The organism is Pseudogulbenkiania sp. AW2-16, from assembly GCF_056824575.1.
This window is the reverse complement of sequence record NZ_CP157668.1, coordinates 3,856,432-3,876,152: the sequence shown is the minus strand read 5'-3', so window position 1 is coordinate 3,876,152 and position 19,721 is coordinate 3,856,432. Positions and strand designations below refer to the sequence as shown.

At 67.3% G+C, this 19,721-nt stretch carries 17 protein-coding genes; 13 read left to right on the top strand and 4 right to left on the bottom strand.

What is annotated here, in order from left to right:
• Positions 1 to 95: 95 nt before the first annotated feature.
• On the top strand, positions 96 to 1,100 hold the full coding sequence (locus ABKF58_RS18680) for a proline racemase family protein (RefSeq protein WP_482582664.1): 1,005 nt from the start codon (positions 96 to 98) through the stop codon (positions 1,098 to 1,100).
• A gap of 238 nt (positions 1,101 to 1,338) precedes the next feature.
• Entirely contained in the window at positions 1,339 to 1,764 is a 426-nt protein-coding gene (locus tag ABKF58_RS18675) for an acyl-CoA thioesterase (RefSeq protein WP_482582662.1), read from the top strand.
• An 88-nt stretch (positions 1,765 to 1,852) separates the two neighbouring features.
• On the opposite strand, the gene mnmC is transcribed toward ABKF58_RS18675, so the two are convergent.
• The 3 genes from mnmC to mnmH are packed head-to-tail and all read right to left on the bottom strand — an operon-like array spanning position 1,853 to position 4,931.
• Positions 1,853 to 3,841 carry a bifunctional tRNA (5-methylaminomethyl-2-thiouridine)(34)-methyltransferase MnmC2/FAD-dependent 5-carboxymethylaminomethyl-2-thiouridine(34) oxidoreductase MnmC1 gene (gene mnmC, locus ABKF58_RS18670; RefSeq protein WP_482582660.1) on the bottom strand — a complete coding sequence of 663 codons (1,989 nt, stop codon included), beginning with the start codon at positions 3,839 to 3,841 and terminating at the stop codon, positions 1,853 to 1,855.
• Positions 3,842 to 3,889: 48 nt separating this feature from the next.
• A complete protein-coding gene (locus ABKF58_RS18665) occupies positions 3,890 to 4,396 on the bottom strand; it encodes a tRNA 2-selenouridine(34) synthase MnmH (protein ID WP_482582658.1) in 507 nt (168 codons plus the stop codon).
• Positions 4,278 to 4,931, bottom strand: coding sequence for a tRNA 2-selenouridine(34) synthase MnmH (gene mnmH, locus ABKF58_RS18660; RefSeq protein WP_482582656.1), 654 nt, complete (start codon positions 4,929 to 4,931; stop codon positions 4,278 to 4,280). Before mnmH ends, ABKF58_RS18665 begins: the two co-directional genes overlap by 119 nt.
• Positions 4,932 to 4,964: 33 nt before the next feature.
• Between mnmH and selD the strand changes: the two genes are divergently transcribed.
• The 5 genes from selD (at position 4,965) to ABKF58_RS18635 (ending at position 11,453) form a co-directional block, all read left to right on the top strand.
• Complete coding sequence (gene selD, locus ABKF58_RS18655) at positions 4,965 to 5,990, top strand: selenide, water dikinase SelD (protein ID WP_482582653.1); 1,026 nt, start codon at positions 4,965 to 4,967, stop codon at positions 5,988 to 5,990.
• Between the two features lie 3 nt (positions 5,991 to 5,993).
• Positions 5,994 to 6,524 carry a LexA family protein gene (locus ABKF58_RS18650; protein ID WP_482582651.1) on the top strand — a complete coding sequence of 177 codons (531 nt, stop codon included), beginning with the start codon at positions 5,994 to 5,996 and terminating at the stop codon, positions 6,522 to 6,524.
• 288 nt (positions 6,525 to 6,812) lie between these two features.
• Positions 6,813 to 9,389 (top strand): ATP-dependent chaperone ClpB, encoded by a 2,577-nt coding sequence (gene clpB, locus ABKF58_RS18645; RefSeq protein ID WP_482582649.1) that lies wholly within the window; start codon positions 6,813 to 6,815, stop codon positions 9,387 to 9,389.
• Positions 9,390 to 9,702: 313 nt separating this feature from the next.
• Positions 9,703 to 10,986 (top strand): sensor domain-containing phosphodiesterase, encoded by a 1,284-nt coding sequence (locus ABKF58_RS18640; RefSeq protein WP_482582647.1) that lies wholly within the window; start codon positions 9,703 to 9,705, stop codon positions 10,984 to 10,986.
• Positions 10,987 to 11,150: 164 nt separating this feature from the next.
• Positions 11,151 to 11,453 carry a hypothetical protein gene (locus ABKF58_RS18635; RefSeq protein ID WP_008953678.1) on the top strand — a complete coding sequence of 101 codons (303 nt, stop codon included), beginning with the start codon at positions 11,151 to 11,153 and terminating at the stop codon, positions 11,451 to 11,453.
• 110 nt (positions 11,454 to 11,563) lie between these two features.
• On the opposite strand, the gene ABKF58_RS18630 is transcribed toward ABKF58_RS18635, so the two are convergent.
• Positions 11,564 to 12,136, bottom strand: a complete 573-nt coding sequence (locus ABKF58_RS18630) for a DNA-3-methyladenine glycosylase I (protein ID WP_482582645.1) — start codon at positions 12,134 to 12,136, stop codon at positions 11,564 to 11,566.
• A gap of 180 nt (positions 12,137 to 12,316) precedes the next feature.
• Between ABKF58_RS18630 and ABKF58_RS18625 the strand changes: the two genes are divergently transcribed.
• The 6 genes from ABKF58_RS18625 to ABKF58_RS18600 all read left to right on the top strand — a co-directional run bounded on the left by ABKF58_RS18625 (position 12,317) and on the right by ABKF58_RS18600 (position 19,719).
• Positions 12,317 to 12,895, top strand: a complete 579-nt coding sequence (locus tag ABKF58_RS18625) for an ANTAR domain-containing response regulator (RefSeq protein WP_482582643.1) — start codon at positions 12,317 to 12,319, stop codon at positions 12,893 to 12,895.
• Between the two features lie 247 nt (positions 12,896 to 13,142).
• Positions 13,143 to 14,423, top strand: a complete 1,281-nt coding sequence (locus tag ABKF58_RS18620; RefSeq protein ID WP_482582641.1) for a CmpA/NrtA family ABC transporter substrate-binding protein — start codon at positions 13,143 to 13,145, stop codon at positions 14,421 to 14,423.
• 24 nt (positions 14,424 to 14,447) lie between these two features.
• Positions 14,448 to 15,362 (top strand): nitrate ABC transporter permease, encoded by a 915-nt coding sequence (gene ntrB / locus ABKF58_RS18615; protein WP_482582639.1) that lies wholly within the window; start codon positions 14,448 to 14,450, stop codon positions 15,360 to 15,362.
• A gap of 3 nt (positions 15,363 to 15,365) precedes the next feature.
• Positions 15,366 to 16,157: an ABC transporter ATP-binding protein gene (locus ABKF58_RS18610; RefSeq protein WP_482582637.1), complete on the top strand. Its 792-nt coding sequence runs from the start codon at positions 15,366 to 15,368 to the stop codon at positions 16,155 to 16,157.
• A gap of 518 nt (positions 16,158 to 16,675) precedes the next feature.
• Positions 16,676 to 17,887 (top strand): nitrate/nitrite transporter, encoded by a 1,212-nt coding sequence (locus ABKF58_RS18605; RefSeq protein ID WP_008953684.1) that lies wholly within the window; start codon positions 16,676 to 16,678, stop codon positions 17,885 to 17,887.
• Between the two features lie 161 nt (positions 17,888 to 18,048).
• Positions 18,049 to 19,719 carry a bifunctional protein-serine/threonine kinase/phosphatase gene (locus ABKF58_RS18600; protein ID WP_482582635.1) on the top strand — a complete coding sequence of 557 codons (1,671 nt, stop codon included), beginning with the start codon at positions 18,049 to 18,051 and terminating at the stop codon, positions 19,717 to 19,719.
• The last annotated feature ends 2 nt before the right edge of the window (positions 19,720 to 19,721 follow it).

The window sequence follows — 19,721 nt, the reverse complement described above, 5'->3', positions numbered from 1 at the left end:
CACGCGGCGGGGGGGGGGCACCCGGCATGCCGCTGATACGGCCGCCCTGGCCGTCGCCCCGGTGAGTGGGCTTTTTCCCCGAAGAGAACCGATCCATGACCGAAACCTGGCAAAGCAACGAGTTCGACACCGTCGAGATGCACACCGGCGGCGAGCCGGTACGCATTATCCCCGGGCTGCTCGACGCCATTCGTGGCGACGACATCCTGGCCAAGCGCCGCGACATGCGCGACCGGCTGGACGGCGTGCGCCGCATGCTGATGTTCGAGCCGCGCGGCCACTACGACATGTACGGCGCGGTGCTGGTGCGTCCCAGCCTGCCGGGGGCGGATCTCGCCGTGCTGTTCATCCACAACGAGGGCTACAGCACCATGTGCGGCCACGCCGTGATTGCGCTGGCGCGCTACGCGGTGGAGCAGGGCTTGGTGGCGCGCAGCATGCCGCTGACGCGGGTAGGCATCGAATGCCCGTGCGGCCTGGTCTGCGCCTGGGTGGCGGAAGACGGCAGCGTCAGCTTCGACAGCGTGCCGGCCTTCGCCTTCGCGCTGGATCACCAAGTGGACGTGCCGGGCATCGGCAGCATCAGCGTGGATATCGGCTATGGCGGCGCCTTCTACGCCGTGGTGGATGCCGCGCGCCTGGGCGTGTCCCTGGATGGCCGCCTGCGCGATCTGGTAGAGGCGGCCACGGCATTGTCGGACGCGGTGCGCCGCAGCATCCGTGTGCGCCACCCCGACGCCGACGACCTGGGCTTCCTCTACGGCAGCATCCTCACCGATGGCCGCGAGCGCGCCGGCGACGGCCCCAGCCGCAACGTCTGCGTGTTCGCCGACGCCGAAGTGGATCGCAGCCCCACCGGCTCTGGCGTCACCACCCGCATGGCGCTGCGCCACGCGCGTGGTCTGGTGGACAGTGGCGAAGCCTGCGTGTTCGAGAGCATTACCGGTGCGCGCTTCGGCGCCAGTGTCAACGGTCCGGCCGTGCTGCCGGGTCACCACGCGGTGACCGTGCGTGTCAGCGGGAGCGCCCATTACAGCGGCCGCGCCCGCTGGTCACTGGAGCCGGGTGACGAGATCGGGCGCGGATTCCTGTTGCGTTGATGGTTCGGGCGTGATGCGCCGAACCGGCCGCACGGAGGGGCGGCGCGAATGCCGTGGCGCCGGGTACGGGTGCCCGGGGCGATCGATTTCCTCTGCGTAGTTTTTGCGCCAGCCTCCGGGCTGGTTTTTTTGCGGTGGAGTTGAGCCTGGCAGAGAAGGGGGCTCTATGCGCAGGGTATGACGAGGCCCGGCGATGCGGTTATGATGACGTGTAATTACGTTAACGTAAGGTGAACATATGGAAAACCGCTTCCCGGTGATCGACCGCCGGACCATTGCCATGCGCTGGGGCGATATGGACGCTGTCGGCCATCTCAACAACACCAATTACTTCCGCTACCTGGAGCAGATCCGCATCGAGTGGCTGGATGAACTGGGGCACGGCATCAACCCCGATGGCGTCGGCCCGGTGCTGGCCAGCACCTCCTGCGTGTACCGCAAGGAGCTGGTCTACCCGGCCACGGTGGTGGTGACCATCGAGTTGGAGAAGCTTGGCAACTCCAGTCTCAAGCTGCGCCATCGCTTCTTCCTCGACGACGATGACGAGACGGTGTACGCCGAGGCCGAGGCGGCGCTGGTGTGGGTGGATTACCGCAGCGGACAGACGGTGCGCATCCCCGAGCCGATCCGCGCCGCGATCAGCAGCGAGGGGGTGGCGGCCTGAATCCAGCGGCGGATCGGCCGCCTCCTCGTCGGGACGCGCACGGGTGAAGGCGGCCCCGCGCGGCGTAGTGGCCGGGCGGGCCGGGGGCTCAGGCCTTGTGTTTCTGCCGGATCAGGTCACGCAACAGGAAGCGGCTGGGGTGGATGGCGTCGAGCAGCGGCTTGGGCAGCGGCGCCGGTTCGTTGTCGAGGTAGGCGGCGAGGATTTCGCCCGAGAGCGGCGCGGTGATCATGCCGCGCGAGCCGTGCGCGGTGTTGACGTACAACCCCTCCACCCACGGCGCCGGGTTGTCGAGCCGGCGCGTGGCATCCTGCCCCAGCGCCCGGTAGCCTTCGAGGAAGGCGGCACGGTCGACCACCGGGCCGACGATCGGCAGGTAGTCCGGGCTGGTGCAGCGGAACGCGGCGCGCCCTGCCAGCGCCTCCTCGGGCAACTGTTCGCCGCCCAGCGCCCGGTACAGCGACGGGCACAGGCCGGAGAGCATGGCGAGGTTCTCCTGATGTTCGGCCGGCTCGACGCTGAGGTCGTCGGTGTTGAACTTGAAGGTGGCGCCGAAGCAGTGGCTGTCGTGGCGTGCCGGCGAGACGTAGCCTTCGCCGCACAGCACAGTCTTGAGCCCGCGGCTCTCCGCCGTGGCCGGCGCCACCGTGACCTGGCCGCGGATGCGTTTGAGCGGCAGGTGTTGCGTGAGATCGAAGGCGGCCGCTTCGGCGCCGCCGGCGATCACCACCACCGCGCCGACGGCGAGCGGGCCGTCCTGCCCGTAGGCCGTCCACAGTCGCTCGACCGGGTTCCAGTCCAGCTCGGTGACCCGGGCTCCGAGCACTTGGCGGATGTTGGGGTGGTCGGCCAGGCGGGCGATCAGCTGGGCCGGATTGAGCCAGCCCGCCTGCGGAAAGAACAGGCCGCCGCTGGGCAGCTCGAGGCCGGCCAGCTCGCTGGCTTCGTGCTGATCCACCTGGCGCAGAAAACCTTCCGGCCAGCCCGTACCGGCCAGCTCGGCCAGTTCGGCCTGCTTTTGCGGGCTGTCCCCGGCGTGCGGCAGCTGGAGCACGCCGCAGGCCTGCCAGGTGGTTTCGCCCTGCGGCAGTTCCTTGTGCAGGGTACGCAGACTATAGCCGTAGCCCGCCAGCACCAGCCGCGTCAGCGGCGGAAAGTGCGGCGACAGCTTGGTGTACAGCACGCCTTGGGGATTACCGGAGGCTTCCTGTGCCAGCTGCCCGTGGCGTTCCAGCAGGGTGACCTGCCAGCCGCGGCGGGCCAGGCTGGCCGCGCTGCAGGCGCCGGCGATGCCGCCGCCGATGACGATGACGCTGCGTTCCGCCGGCGGGGCGGGTGGCCGGGCGAACCACGGCGCCTGCCAGCCGCGTTCCGGCGCGTGCTCCAGGTGGCCGCAGCACATCTCGCGCTTGTGGCCGTAACCCGGCACTTTTTCCACGGTGAAACCGGCGGCGGTCAGGCCGCGGCGCACCGCCCCCGCGCTGGTGAAGGTGGCGAAGCTGGCGCCGGGCGCCGATAGCCGCGCCATCTGCTCGAACAGCGCCGGTTGCCACATTTCGGGGTTCTTGGCCGGGGCGAAGCCGTCGAGGAACCAGGCGTCGATGCGGGCGTCCAGCTCGGGCAGGGTGTCGAGCGCGTCGCCGACCAGCAGCGTCAGCGTCAGCCGACCGCCGCGCAGCACGAAGCGATGCCAGCCCGGCGTCAGGATGTCGTACTGGGCCAGCAGCTCGCTGGAATACGACGCCAGCTCGGGCCACAGCGCCAGCGCCTGCTGCAGATCGGCGGGCGCCAGCGGGAATTTCTCGGTACTGACAAAGTGCAGCCGCGCCGTGGCCGGGGCGTGCTGCTCGAAGCATTGCCAGGCGCACAGGAAGTTGAGGCCGGTGCCGAAACCGGTCTCGCCGATGCAGAACTGACCGTGCTCGGGCAGGGCGGCGAAGCGCTCGGCCAGCGCGTTGTGGTGCAAAAAGACGTGGCGCGTCTCCTCCAGCCCCGAGGCGCGGGAGAAGTAGACGTCGCCGAAAGCGCGGGAAAAGGGTTGGCCGTCGTGCCAGTCGAGTTGGGCGTGGTGCGTCATCCGGTTCTTCAGTACGGGTCAGGCGTTCAAGGTTGGCCGAAGAGCAGCTCAGTGGGGCAGGGCCTGGGCGGTCGTCGCCAGCACGCCCGGCGACAGGTTCGGCAGACGGATGTCGAGGGCCTGGTCGAGGCGCTGGTAATGATTGCCCTGCGAGCGGTGGTAGAGCGGGTCGTAGTGCTGCTCCAGCAGTTCCTGGACCAGTTGCTCGAAGCGGCCCCCGCGCACCAGCTCGGCCCAGCTGTCCATCTGGGCGCGCGAGTGCAGGTTCTTCAGGAAGTTCAGCTGCTCCAGCAGGCGCTCCGGCTCGGCGACGTAGAAGTCGTAATCTTCCAGCAGGAAGCGCACGCGCTCGGCGAGCGGTACCTCGAGGCGCAGGCACTCGCCCTGGTGCATGGCCTTGAACAGCGCGTCGGGCAGGGCGATCTGGCCGATCCTCTTACTCTCCGCCTCGATGTAGACCGGGCGTTCCGGATCGAGCTGGCGCAACTGCAGCGCCAACTGGCTGTCGAAGCCTTTCTGCGTCGGCTGGGGCTGGCGCGGCAGCAGGCCGAGCACCGAGCCGCGATGGCAGGCCAGCCGCTCCAGGTCGAGCACCTCGGTGGCCGGCCGCCGCCAGCGCCTCCAGCAGACGGCTCTTGCCCGAGCCGGTCGGGCCGCACAGCACGCGGAAGTTGAATGCCGCCGGCCGCTCGGCCAGTTCCTCCAGCACCTGGCGCCGGTAGGACTTGTAGCCGCCCTCCAGCTGGTGGGCGTTCCAGCCCACCTGCGCGAGCACGATGGCCATCGCCCCGGAGCGCTGACCGCCGCGCCAGCAGTAGATCAGCGGTTTCCACGACTTGGGGCGGTCGTGGAAGCGTTCTTCGATGTGGCGGGCGATGTTCTTCGCCACCAGCGCGGCGCCGACCTTGCGCGCGGCGAACGGCGAGACCTGCTTGTACAGCGTGCCGACGCGGATACGCTCCTCGTCGTCGAGCACGGGGCAGTTGATGGCGCCGGGGATGTGGTCCTCGGCGAATTCCGCCGGGGTGCGCACGTCGATGATCTCGTCAAACCCGGTGAGCTGTGATACGTTCGCGACCTTGAAATACATGGTATGTGGTGAGAACCGATGGCTGAAATACGATTGACCCAATTGTCTCATGGCGGCGGCTGCGGCTGCAAAATTGCCCCGTCGGTGCTGGAATCCATCCTGTCCGGCGCCAAGGAAAAAATGCCGTTTCCCAACCTGCTGGTGGGCGCTGAAACCAGCGACGACGCGGCGGTGTACAAGCTCAACGACAGCCAGGCCATCGTCGCCACCACCGACTTCTTCATGCCCATCGTCGACGATGCGCGCGACTTCGGCCGCATCGCCGCCACCAACGCGCTGTCCGACATCTACGCCATGGGCGCCACGCCGATCATGGCGCTGGCCATCGTCGGCATGCCGGTCAACACCCTGCCGCTGGAGACCATCCGCGACATCCTCGACGGTGGCGAATCGGTGTGCCGCGAGGCCGGCATTCCGCTCGCCGGCGGTCACTCCATCGACGCCCCCGAGCCGATCTACGGCCTGGTGGCGCTGGGCGTGGTGCACCCGGACCAGCTCAAGCGCAACTGCGACGCGCGCGACGGCGACGTGCTGATCCTCGGCAAGGGCCTGGGCGTGGGCGTGCTGGCGCAGGCGATGAAGAAGGGCGTGCTGGACGACGCTGGCTACGCCGCACTGATCGGCTCCACCACCCAGCTCAATACCGTCGGCGCGCAGCTCGCGGCTCTGTCCGGGGTGCACGCGCTGACCGACGTCACCGGCTTCGGCCTGCTGGGGCATCTGCTGGAAATCTGCAAGGGCTCGGGGTTGACGGCCGAGGTCGAGATGGCGGCGGTGCCGGTGATCGCCGAGGCGCGCCCGCTGGCCGAACAGGGCTATGGCCCCGGCGCCATCGAGCGCAATTGGGCAAGTTTCGGCGCCCATGTTCGTTTCGCCGACTCGGTGCCGGAGTGGCAGCGGCGCCTGCTGGCGGATCCCCAGACCAGTGGCGGGCTGCTGGTGGCGGTGGCGCCGGAGCAGGCCGAGGCGGTGCTGGCGCGCTTCAAGGAGAGCGGCTTCGGCTACGCCGCGGTGATCGGCTCGCTGCATCAGGGCGAACCGCGGATCAGCGTGCGCTGAGTCATGGCCGAACCATTCTCCTCCGACTCCGCTAATGGCATCCCGTTCGCGCCGCCTGGGCGAGAGGCGCTGGATGCCTTGATCGCGCGTTTTCCGCTCCAGGCGTTCCGGGCGGCGGAGGTGCTCTCCGAGACCGAGCTGCCGCTCTATGCTTCCCGTGTGCCGGCGGGCTTTCCATCCCCGGCCGACGACTACCTGGAAGCCTCACTCAATCTCAACGACTACCTGATTCGCCACCCCGAATCGACCTTCTTCGTCAGGGTGTCCGGTGAATCGATGAGCGGCGCCGGCATCTTCGACGGCGACATGCTGGTGGTCGACCGCCTGCTGCGGCCGCACCACCGCGACGTGGTGATCGCGGTGGTGGCGGGCGAACTCACGGTGAAGCGGCTGGAGCTGCGCGCCGACGGTCCCTGGCTGGTGCCGGATCATCCCGATTATCCGGCGCTGCGCGCCAACCCGGAGGCCGGCTTCGACGTGTGGGGCGTGGTCACGGCGGTGGTGCGTTCGCTCAAGCCGCCCCACAAGGCTTAAGCCCATCCCGCGCAGCCGCTGTTGAGCTGCAGCGGCTGCGTCCGACGCTGTTCAATAAGTCGCACGGAGAGGCGTAATCCTCTTCGTTTACTTCCCCGTTCCCGTTTCGGTGTTCCCCCCGCACTCCGCCTAGTGTGGCTCGTTCAACGATTCGGCCAGGCTCTTGCCCTTGGCCGATCGTTTCTCGGGTAGCCCCTGTCCCGCTGGTGGAGGTATTCCCTGCCTGCGCTCTTGAAATCGCCAAAACCCCGCCCAAAATAGGGATTAACAGCGATTCAGGAGTCCCTCATGCGATTCGACAAACTGACCACCAAATTCCAGCAAGCTCTGGCCGATGCGCAGAGCCTGGCGCTCTCTCACGATCATGCCTACATCGAGCCGCAGCATCTCTTGGCAGCGATGCTGGACGACGCCGACAGCGGCGTCGGCAGCCTGCTGGCGCGGGCCGGTGTCAACGTGGCGGGGTTGCGTGGCGGGCTCAAGTCCGCCATCGACCGCCTGCCCAAGGTGCAGGGCACCGGGGGCGAGATCACGGTGTCGCGCGATCTGGGCAACCTGCTCAACCTGACCGATAAGGCGGCGATGAAACGCGGCGATGCCTTCATCGCCAGCGAACTGTTCCTGCTGGCGCTGCTGGACGACAAGGGCGAAACCGGACGTCTGCTCAAGGACAACGGCGGCTCCGCCAATGCGCTGAACGCCGCCATCGATGCGGTACGCGGCGGCGCCAACGTGGAGAGCCAGGACGCCGAGAGCCAGCGCGAGGCACTGAAGAAGTACACCCTGGACCTCACCGAGCGGGCGCGTCAGGGCAAGCTCGACCCGGTGATCGGCCGCGACGACGAGATCCGCCGCGCCATCCAGGTGTTGCAACGGCGCACCAAGAACAACCCGGTGCTGATCGGCGAGCCCGGCGTCGGCAAGACCGCCATCGTCGAGGGGCTGGCGCAGCGCATCGTCAACGGCGAGGTGCCGGAAAGCCTGAAGCACAAGAAGCTGCTGGTGCTCGACCTGGCCGCACTGCTGGCCGGCGCCAAGTACCGTGGCGATTTCGAGGAGCGGCTGAAGGCGGTGCTGAGCGACCTGGCCAAGGACGAAGGCAATACGCTGATCTTCATCGACGAAATCCACACCCTGGTCGGTGCCGGCAAGGCGGAAGGGGCGATGGACGCGGGCAACATGCTGAAACCGGCGCTGGCGCGCGGCGAACTGCACTGCCTGGGCGCCACCACGCTCGATGAATACCGCAAGTACATCGAGAAGGACGCCGCGCTTGAGCGCCGCTTCCAGAAGGTGCTGGTGGACGAGCCCTCGGTGGAGGACACCATTGCCATCCTGCGCGGCCTGCAGGAGAAATACGAAATTCACCATGGGGTGGATATCACCGACCCGGCCATCGTCGCCGCGGCGGAGTTGAGCCACCGCTACATCACCGACCGTTTCCTGCCGGACAAGGCGATCGACCTTATCGACGAGGCCGCCAGCCGCATCAAGATGGAGCTGGACTCCAAGCCGGAAGAGATGGACAAGCTCGACCGCCGCCTGATCCAGCTCAAGATCGAGCGCGAGGCGGTGAAGAAGGAGAGCGACGAGGCGTCGCAGAAGCGGCTGGGCCTGATCGAGGACGAGATCGACCGGTTGTCGCGTGAATACGCCGACCTGGAGGAAATCTGGAAGGCCGAGAAGGCCACGGCGCAGGGCAGCCAGAGCATCAAGGAGGAGATCGACCGCCTCAAGGTGGAGATGGAGGATCTCAAGCGCCAGGGCGACTGGCAGAAGCTGGCCGAATTGCAGTACGGCAAGCTGCCGCAGCTGGAAGCGCGCCTGAAGGAGGCGGAAGCGGCCGGTGCCGGTACCCAGAAGCCGAACCGCCTGCTGCGGACTCAGGTCGGCGCCGAGGAGATCGCCGAGGTGGTGTCGCGCATGACCGGTATCCCGGTGTCGAAGATGCTGGCCGGCGAGCGCGAGAAGCTCCTCCGGATGGAAGAGGTGATGCACGAGCGCCTGGTGGGGCAGGACGAGGCGGTGCGCGCGGTGTCCGATGCCATCCGTCGCAGCCGCTCCGGCCTGTCCGACCCCAACCGGCCGTACGGCTCCTTCCTGTTCCTCGGGCCGACCGGAGTGGGCAAGACCGAGCTGTGCAAGACGCTGGCCGGCTTTCTGTTCGACAGCGAAGATCATCTGATCCGCATCGACATGTCGGAGTACATGGAGAAGCATTCGGTGGCGCGGCTGATCGGCGCGCCTCCAGGCTATGTCGGCTACGAGGAGGGCGGCCAGCTCACCGAGCAGGTGCGCAGGAAGCCCTATAGCGTGATCCTGCTGGATGAAGTGGAGAAGGCGCACCCCGAGGTGTTCAACATCTTGCTGCAGGTGTTGGACGACGGCCGCCTGACCGACGGCCAGGGCCGTACCGTGGACTTCAAGAACACCGTGGTGGTGATGACCTCGAACATCGGCAGCCAGCATATCCAGGCCATGGGCAGCGACGACTACCAGGTCATCAAGCTGGCGGTGATGGCCGAGGTGAAGGGCTACTTCCGCCCCGAGTTCATCAACCGCATCGACGAGGTGGTGGTGTTCCACGCCCTGGGCAGCGCGCAGATCCGCTCCATCGCCCGCATCCAGCTCAAGTCGCTGGAGCGGCGCCTGGCCAAGCTGGAGCTGTCGCTGCAGGTCACCGACGCGGCGCTCGACGCCATCGCCGAGGCCGGCTTCGACCCGGTGTACGGCGCGCGGCCGCTGAAACGGGCGATCCAGTCCGACATCGAGAACCCCTTGGCCAAGGCCATCCTGGCCGGCAAGTACGAGCCCAAGGCGACGGTGCTGGTGGACGCGCAAAACGGCCAGATCGTGTTCGGGTGAGCACACGACCGCCCGCCTGAAGGCGGGTGACGTGGACCCCCGGTTCGGTGACGTGTTTCAAGACACGTCGTCAGGGCCGGGGGTCTTTTGCTTCCTGGCTCGGGCGGGGCGGGGAGTGCACTGTTGCAGTGCAATATGCGCCAATGCCGGGCGAATGGAGGTCGCTATCCAGCCATTTTGATGGCATGGCGGAGCGGGACGCTGGCACAGCGATTGCTAAATAGCCGGCAGGCGGACCAACGGCGGTCCGCACTTGAAAGGGACAACGGCGTCCCCGGGGCAGACCGGCCCGGGGACGCCTTTTTTTGCCACTATGCAATCACTCTCCGCTTTGCCGCTGTCGTCGCCCGACCTGTGCCTGCCGCTGGGCGACATCACGCGCTCCATCCTCCCCGAAGCCGGCCGTGCCATCGGCCGCTTCCGCGAGCTGTCCCTGGATAGCCACTTCCAGCCGATCTACAGTCTGGCGCACAGCCGCATTGTCGGCCACGAGGCGCTGCTGCGGGCGCGGCAGTCCGACGGCAGCCCGGTGGGGCCGCTGCAGGCGCTGGCCAGCGCGCAAGGTGACGAGGAGCGGGTCTTTCTCGACCGGCTGTGCCGTGCCCTGCACCTCGCCAACTACCGTGACGCCGGGGGGCTGGACGACGCTCAGACCTGGCTGTTTCTCAATGTGTCGACCCAGGTCGTCGTGCGGGCCGGCCAGTCCGAGCCGTTCTTCGCCGGGCTGCTGGCGCACAGCGCTTTTCCCGCCCGGCGCGTGGTGGTGGAAATCCTCGAGGGCACCATTGCCGACCAGTCGTTGTTGAGCGAGGCGGTGACCAATTACCGCCGTATGGGTTGCCTGGTGGCGCTGGACGACTTCGGCGCCGACGCCTCCAACATCGAGCGCATCTGGCGTGCCGCGCCCGACATCGTCAAGCTCGACCGCAAGCTGATCGCCGCCGCCGAGCACTCGCCGCGGGCACGGCGCGTGCTGCCGGCCACGGTGGCGCTGATCCACGAGGCGGGCAGCCTGGCGCTGATCGAGGGGGTCGAGAATGAAGAGCAGGCCGCCATCGCGCTGGATAGCGATGCCGACCTGGTGCAGGGCTTTCACTTCGCGCGGCCGGCGCCGCAGCCGCTGCGCCAGGGCGACGGCGGCATCGCTGCGCTGTCGGCCCGGCACGCCGCGGCGCAGGCCTCGGCGCGCCAGCGCCGGGAGTTGCAGGTCTACGCCAGCGCCTTCCAGCGCGCGGCGCAGCGGCTGTGGACCGAGCAGGGCCTGGCCCCGGCTTGCGCCGAGCTGCTGGCGATGCCGCAAGTGGACCGCTGTTACCTGATCGGCGCGGACGGGGTGCAGATCGGCGCCAGCGTGCTGCGTGCCGACCACGAACCGGCGTCCTCGCGCTTCGCCCCGCTGGAGGAGGCGCAGGGCGCCAACTGGGCGCGCAAACCCTACCACTACCGTGCCCTGGCTCACCCCGGCCAGCTGCAAGTCAGCAGCCCTTACCTGTCGGTCGCCAATTCCCGGCTGTGCGTGACGCTGTCGCTGACGGTGCCGTTGGCGCAGGGGCAGCGGGTGCTGTGTTGCGACATCAAACTGGAAGGGCTGGCCTGACGATGGCTCCGTACGCCAGGACGTCAGGCGAGAGATCTTCGGCCGGGCCGGCGGCGTAAGCATCAGGCTTAACAATTGTTAGTACTTCTTGACAGCGCCCGGCGGCGATCTTGGTTATGATGCCGCCGTTGATGATTACTGCACTAGCCTTAAGGAACACAGCCATGAACAAGAACCGTTGGATGGTCGCCCTGCTGGCCGGCAGCCTGTTGCTGACCGGCTCGGCCTACGCCATGGACAGCAACGCCGTGCTCGGCGGCGCGCTGGGCGGTGGTGCCGGCGCGGCGGTCGGTTCGGCATTGGGTGGGCGGGATGGCGCGATGATCGGCGCGGCGGCCGGTGCCGCCATCGGTACCGGTGTCGCGACCCGGCCCGAACCGCGTCGCACCATCGTAGAGCATCGTTATGTCGAAGAGCGCGGCTGGAAGCGCGGGCACCGCCACCATCACCATCGCTACGACGATTAAGAGCTAAAAAAGCCGCATCGAATCGCTTGTGTCAGCAAGGCGCGCAGCCGGTGTCCGGGGTTCCCGGCACCGGCTTTTTGTTGCGTGAGGCGCTAGCGGGCGAGCGCGGCTCAGCCTTGCCGTTGCGGGTGACGGTGACAGCCGATCAGGTGGTCGTTGACCACGCCGGTGGCCTGCAGGAAGGCGTAGATCACCGTGCTGCCGACGAAGTTCATGCCGGCCTTCTTCAGCTGTTTGCTGATGGCGTCGGACAGGGGCGTGGAGGCGGGGCATTCGGACAGACTGCCCCAGTGGTTGACCACCGGCTGGCCGTCGACCTGTGCCCACAGCCAGGCGGCGAAGCTGCCGTGGCGGCGTTGCAGGTCGAGAAACACGCGGGCGTTGCGGATGGCGCTGTGGATCTTCAGCCGGTTGCGCACGATGGCCGGGTTCTGCAGCAGGCGCTCGACGTCGGCCTCGTCCATGGTCGCGACGCGTGCCGGGTCGAAGCCGTGGAACGCGGCGCGGTAGCCTTCGCGTTTCCTGAGGATGGTGATCCACGACAGCCCGGCCTGGGCGCCTTCCAGCACCAGCATTTCGAACAACTTGCGGTCGTCGTGCACCGGCACGCCCCATTCCAGGTCGTGGTAGGCCACGTAGAGCGGGTCATCGCCGCACCACGGGCAGCGCGTTGCAGTAATCATGGTCTTCGGCCAACCTTAAAGTAAGCCCACGCTGCGTTGGGTCTCCGCCGTATCGAGCCGTTTGCCTTTTGGGGGCCCGAGACAGGTTGCACGCAGATCGTGGACAGGTAGTTTGCATGGAAAGAGCATCGACCCGGCATGGTGCTTGCTTCACCTTTTCTGTGCAATAGGGAGATAACAGTGCTGACGGTAATGCTGGTGAACGATGGATCGGGCAAGGCGGCTGCGCTCAAGGAGGCGCTGACGCAGGCCGGCGTGCGCGTGATCGCGGAGGTGGAGGTGTCGCTGCGGCTGGGTGAGATGATCGACAGCATCCGCCCCGACATCGTGCTGATCGACTCCGATGCCCCATCGCGGGACATGCTGGAGCACGTCTGCGTCAGCAGCGCGCACAGCGAGCGGCCGGTGGTGATGTTTACCGACGACGCCCGCCGCGACACCATCCGCGCCGCGCTCGCGGCCGGGGTGGCCGCCTACGTGGTGGGGGACGTGGTGCCCGAGCGCATCCAGCCGCTGTTGGAGGTGGCGATAGAGCGTTATTCGCTCGACAAGGAGCGGCGTGAAGAGCTGGACGGCATGCGCCAGCGCCTGGCCGACCGCCAGGTGGTGGAGAAGGCCAAGGGTTTGCTGATGCAGATGAAGGGCATCGGCGAGGACGAGGCCTATCGCCAGTTGCGCGAGCGCGCCATGAAGTCGCAGAAGAAGCTGGGCGACGTGGCGCGCGAAGTGGTGGAGCTAGCGAACTGGCTCAAAGGCTGAGCGTGCGTTGGTGCAGAACGCACGTGTGCAGTGCACAAAAGCGTAGGTCGGAAAAAATATTCCTTTAAAAACAGACGATTGTTGTCTGGCATGGTAGTTGCGTATGGCGTGGTGACCGGGTAGGCCACCAACGGCGGCGGCTCCATCCGGACAGGCAACGGCGCCTGTCGCACCCTTTCCGACGCGGAGCGGGACGACAGGCGCTTTTTGTTTTCGGCTGTTTTTTTCTGCAATGAGGGAGAAGGAAATGGATGACACGCGCACATCGATCGACAGCAGTTCGCCCGCGGCGCCGGCGCGACGCACTTTTCTCAAGGGAGCACTGACCGCCATGGGGTCCACCACCTTGCTGGCCGCCTTGCCGGCCGGCATCGCCAGCAGCGCCTGGGCTGCCGGCAGCGACAAGCCGGAAAAAACCGAAGTCAGAGTCGGCTTCATTCCCCTGACCGACTGCGCCTCGGTGATCGTGGCCTCCAAGATGGGCTTCGACAAGAAGTACGGCATCACCATCGTGCCGTCCAAGGAGGCGAGCTGGGCCGCGGTGCGCGACAAGCTGGTCAACGGCGAGCTGGACGCCGCCCACGTGCTGTACGGCCTGGTGTACGGTGTGCATTTGGGCATCGGCGGTCCGAAGAAGGACATGGCGGTGTTGATGACGCTGAACCAGAACGGCCAGGGCATCACGCTCTCCAATCAGCTCAAGGCCAAGGGCGTGACCTCCGGCCCGGCGCTCGCCAAGCTGATCAAGGCCGAGCCGCGCGAATACACCTTCGCCCAGACCTTCCCCACCGGCACCCACGCCATGTGGCTCTACTACTGGCTGGCCGCACAGGGCGTCAACCCGATGAGCGACGTCAAGACCATCGTGGTGCCGCCGCCGCAGATGGTGGCCAACATGCGCGTCGACAATATGGACGGCTACTGCGTCGGCGAGCCGTGGAACGCGCGCGCCATCGCCGACAACGTCGGCTTCACCGTGGCCACCACCCAGCAGATCTGGGCCGGCCACCCGGAAAAGGTGCTGGGCAGCACCGGCGACTGGGTCAAGCAGCACCCCAATACCGCGCGCGCGCTGACCGCGGCGCTGCTGGAAGCCTCGCGCTACATCGACGATGTCAAGAATCGCGCCAGCGTGGCCAAACTGATTTCCGACAAGGCCTACGTCAACGCGCCGGAGCCGGTCATCGAGGGGCGCTTCCTTGGTTCCTACGAAGACGGCCTGGGCAAGAAGTGGCAAGACCCCCACCTGATGAAGTTCTTCGACGAGGGCAGGGTCAACTTCCCGTATCTCTCCGACGGCATGTGGTTCCTCACCCAGCACAAGCGCTGGGGCTTGCTGAAGGCCGATCCGGACTACCTGGGCGTGGCGCGACAGATCAACCAGATCGCGCTCTACAAGGAAGCCGCTGCGCTCGCCAAGGTCGCGGTGCCGCACTCGGACCTGCGCTCGGCCAAGCTGATCGACGGCGTGGTGTGGGACGGCAAGGACCCGAAAGGCTACGCCGCTTCGTTCAAGATTCGCGCCTGAGCCACGGAATAGGGGAGAACCACCATGCAAGCCATCAAGCATGAAGCCCGTGTCGTGAGCGGCACAGAGAGCAAGACCGTGGAACAGACACTGCCGGCGCGCACCGCGTCGAAACGCCGTTTCCCGTCGCTGGAATCGGCCGACACCTCGCCCGCCGTGCGCCTGCTGGTGCAGGCGATCAAGACCGTGGTGCCGCCGCTGTTGGGGCTCGCGCTGCTGGTGCTGGTCTGGGCTGTGGTCGCCAAGTCGCGCAGCGGCCTGCCGGGGCCGCTGTCCACCTGGGAATCGGCCAAGCTGCTGTTCGCCGATCCGTTCTACCGCAACGGGCCGAATGACCAGGGCGTGGGCTGGAACATCCTCAATTCGCTCGGGCGCGTCGGCATCGGCTTCGGCCTGGCGGCGCTGGTGGGCATTCCCGCCGGCTTCATCCTCGGCCGCTTCGCCTTCGTCTCGGCGATGTTCGCGCCGGTGATCAGCCTGCTGCGACCGGTTTCGCCGCTCGCCTGGCTGCCGATCGGCCTGCTGGTGTTCAAGGCCGCGAGCCCGGCATCGATCTGGGTGATCTTCATCTCCAGCGTGTGGCCGATGATCCTCAACACCGCCGCCGGGGTGCGCGCGGTGCCGCAGGATTACCTCAACGTGGCGCGCGTGCTGAGATTGTCCGAGTTCAAGGTGTTCACCACCATCCTGTTCCCGTCGGTGCTGCCGCACGTGTTGACTGGAGTGCGCCTGTCGATCGGCGTGGCCTGGCTGGTGATCGTGGCGGCCGAGATGCTCACCGGCGGCGTCGGCATCGGCTTCTGGGTGTGGGACGAGTGGAACAACCTCAACGTCGAGCACATCATCATCGCCATTTTCGTCGTCGGCTTGGTCGGCTTGCTCTTGGAGCAGGCGCTGATTCTGCTGGCGCGCCGCTTCAGCTTCGGTCAGGGAGTGTGAGTCATGGAAAAATTCGTCGAATTGCAGGGCGTGGGCAAGAGCTTCGCTAGCCGCCAGGGCCGTTTCGTGGCGCTGCGCGACGTCAACCTCACCATCCGCCAGGGCGAGTTCGTGTCGCTGATCGGCCACTCCGGCTGCGGCAAGTCCACCGTGCTCAACATCGTCGCCGGGCTGTACGACCCCGATGCCGGCATCGCCTTGTGCGGCGGGCGCGAGATCGACGGGCCGGGGCCGGAACGCGCCGTGGTGTTCCAGAACCACAGCCTGCTGCCGTGGCTGACCTGTTACGGCAACATCTACCTCGCGGTGGAAAAGGTCTTCGTCCAACGTGAGGGCAAGGCCCAGCTCAAGGCGCGCTGTGAGGCGGCGCTGGCGCTGGTCAACCTCAGCCATGCCAGCGACAAGTACCCGCATGAGGTGTCGGGCGGCATGAAGCAGCGTGTCGGCATCGCCCGGGCGCTGGCGATGGAGCCCAAGGTGCTGCTGATGGACGAGCCCTTTGGGGCGTTGGATGCCCTGACCCGCGCCAACCTGCAGGACGAGCTGGTGAAGATCGTTGAGGCTACCCGCGCCACCGTGGTGATGGTGACGCACGACGTGGACGAGGCGGTGCTCTTGTCCGACCGCATCGTGATGATGACCAACGGCCCGGCCGCCACCGTCGGCGAGGTTCTCGAAGTGGCGCTGCCGCGTCCACGCGAGCGGCTGGCGCTGGCCAACGACAGCGCCTACCACGGCTATCGCAGCGCGGTGCTGGAGTTTTTGTATCAGAAGCATCTGCGACCGGCAGCGTAAAACACCATAAATCAGCCGGCGATTGAAGGCGGGGAAGACGAGAGTCTTCCCCGCTTTTTCATGGCGCGGGCGCCGATGTGCCCGGCTGGTGCATCGGCGCACTTGTGCAGTGCGCCAGACGGCGTGCGACGGCACCAAGGCCCGCCTGGCGTGGCTTTCGGGGCTGGCACGCTAGTTGCTATATCAACCTCGAACAATTCAGCTCCGGCACGCCGGGCCAACGGAGGCCAGGCTCGCCGGATGGCAGGGGAAGACCAATGTGGGTCTTTCGCCTGAGAACCTGTTCACGATCTTGCTGCGCAGCCTGATCGGGGCTCATGTGCTGCTCGGAATCCTCATGTACTCCAGTACATTCCGGTGCCTGTGCTGCTCTTCACCCCGCTGAGGGCTGCTCGCGACAGATCGTGAATAGGTTCTGAGACGGACAACGGCGTCCGCTACCACGCAGCCAACACTGCGCGGCGGCGGACGTTTTTTTTGCGCGGCGACTGGTTCGCATCGATATCGGGAGAAGGTACATGAACAAGAGTTTCTGGAAGGCCGGGCACTGGCCCACTCTGCTGGCCGCGTTTCTCTACTTCGACTTGAGCTTCATGGTCTGGTACATCCTCGGGCCCTTGGCGATCCAGATCGCCGACAGCCTGTCGCTGTCCGCGCAGCAGCGCGGCATGATGGTGGCCACGCCGATCCTGGCGGGCGCGGTGCTACGTTTCGCCATTGGCCTGATGGTGGACCGCCTGTCGCCCAAGACCGCCGGCATCGTCGGCCAGGTGGTGGTGATCGCGGCTCTGGGCACCGCCTGGCACTTCGGCATCCACTCCTTCCACCAGGCGCTGCTGCTGGGCCTGTTCCTCGGCGTGGCCGGTGCCTCGTTCGCGGTGTCGCTGCCGCTGGCGTCGCAGTGGTATCCGCCGGAGCACCAGGGCAAGGCGATGGGCATCGCCGGCGCCGGCAACTCCGGCACGGTGTTCGCGGCCTTGCTGGCACCGGGGCTGGCCTCGGTCTACGGCTGGGAGAACGTGTTCGGCTTCGCGCTGATCCCGCTGTCGATCGTGTTCGTGGTGTTCTGTCTGTTGGCCAAGAATGCGCCCAACCGCGCGCCGGCCAAGTCGCTGGCCGATTACCTCAAGGTGCTGGGCGACAAGGATAGCTGGTGGTTCATGTTCTTCTACAGCATGACCTTCGGCGGCTTCGTCGGCCTGGCCGGCGCCTTGCCGGGCTACTTCCACGACCAGTATGGCCTGAACGCGGTGACCGCCGGCTACTACACCGCCGCCTGCGTGTTCGCCGGTTCGATGATGCGCCCGCTGGGCGGCGCGCTGGCCGACCGCGTCGGCGGCATCCGCACCCTGCTGGTGATGTACACCATCGCCGCGCTGATGCTGGGCGTGGTCGGCTTCAACCTGCCGCAGGCCTACGCCGCGCTGGCGCTGTTCGTCGGTGCCATGCTGGCGCTCGGTTGCGGTAACGGCGCGGTGTTCCAGCTGGTGCCGCAGCGCTTCCGCAAGGAAATCGGCGTGATGACCGGCCTGGTCGGCATGGCGGGCGGCATCGGCGGCTTCCTGCTGGCGGCGGGCCTGGGCTTCGTCAAGCAATCCACCGGCAACTACCAGATCGGGCTGTGGCTGTTCGCCAGCCTGGGCTTGGTGGCCTGGTTCGGCCTGCACAGCGTCAAGCTGCGCTGGCGCACCACCTGGGGTGCGGCCAGCGTGACCTCGGCCCGGGTATAGTTCGAACAGGAGGACCCGCGCGCCGGCTGTATCGGGTAGGGACGGCGGGGCGCGTTGGACGAATCTCTCGCCGGCCCAGAGTGGCCCGCGAGAGATTCGCACACTGACCACCCCCATCCGCCGACGCCATCGCCGAGGCGGATGGGAACAAGGATTCGATCATGTCGCTCGCCCTGACCGTCGGTCACGCCACCGCTGCCGGCCCTAAGCCGCGCAACGAGGATGCGCTGGCCTGCGTGACGCCGGAGGCCGGTCTCCTGACCAGCAAGGGCGCGCTGTTCGTGCTGGCCGACGGCGTGTCGAGCTGCGCCGACGGCAAGCTCGCGGCCCAGTCCAGCGTGCGCGCGGTGGCGGCGGACTACTACGCCACGCCGGAAACCTGGGAGGTCGGCACCGCGCTCGACCGCCTGCTGACCGCGCATAACCGCTGGCTGCGCTCGCAGGGCAAGACGCTGGTGGCGACGCTCACCGCGCTGGTGTTGCGCGGCCGGCGCTTCACCGTAGCGCACGTCGGCGACAGCCGGCTCTACCGTCTCACCGGGGGGCGGCTGTTCTGCCTCACCACCGATCACGTCTGGGACGAGCCCTCGATGCGCCACGTGCTCAAGCGCGCCATGGGGCTCGACGAGCACGTCATGGCCGACTTCCTCGACGGCGACGTGGCCGAGGGTGACGTGTTCCTGCTGGTCAGCGATGGCATATGGGGGCCGCTGCCCGACAAGCGCCTGGACGAAGTGCTGCGGCTGCACGTCGACCCGCAGCGCGCGGCCCAGGTGCTGGTGGAGGAGGCCATCGCCGCCGGCTCCGGCGACAACCTGTCGGCCATCGTGCTGCGCGTCGACGGCCTGCCTTCGGCCAACCTTGGCGACGAGCTGGCGCGCGGCGCCTTCCAGTCGTTGCCGCCGCGGCTCAAGCCGGGGCAGGAGTTCGACGGCCTCACCGTGGAGGCGGTGCTGAACGACGCCCCGTCCGGGCTCGCCTACCGCGTGCTCGACAGCGCTGGCAAACGCTGGGTGATGAAGACGCTGCCGCCGACCTTGGCCGGCGACAGCCAGGCCGAGCAGGCGCTGCTAGTCGAGGAGTGGCTGCAGAAACGCCTGACCGCGCATTACTTCGCCGAGGTCAAGCCGCTGCCGGCACGGCAGCACCTCTACTACCTGCTGCGCTGGTACGCCGGCGAAAACCTGGCGGAACGGCGCCAGCGTGAGGGCGGCAGCATCGGTCTGAGCGAGGTGGTGAAGATCGGCCTGCGCCTGACGCGCGCGCTGGCGGCGCTGCACCGGCTCAACATCGTGCATCGCGACGTCAAGCCGGAAAACGTCCATATCGATCACGACGACAAGCTGCGCCTGCTGGACCTGGGCGTGGCGTACTGCCCCGGGCTCACCGTCGACCGCGACGGTGCGGTGCCGGGCACGCCGAGCTACATGGCGCCGGAGCTGTTCGAGGGCGCTTCGGCCAACGTGCGCACCGATCTCTACGCCGCTGGCGTGACGCTGTACTGGCTGCTGACCGGCCACTACCCCTACGGCGAGGTGGAACCGTTCCAGCACCCGCGTTTCGGCACCCCGGAACTGCCGACGCGCTACCGCCCGGATCTGCCGCTGTGGCTGGAAAACGTGCTGCTGAAGGCGGTCGAGCGCGACCCGGCACGCCGTTTCGAGACCGAGGAAGAATTGCTGCTGGCGTTGGAAAAGGGCGACGCGCAGCCGGTTTCCGTGCGCCGCCGCGTGCCGTGGGCCGAGCGCGCGCCGCTCAAACTGTGGCGCGCCATCGCCCTGGTGTCGCTGCTGCTCAACCTGGTGCTGGTGTACCTGCTGCTGGTGTGGTGAGC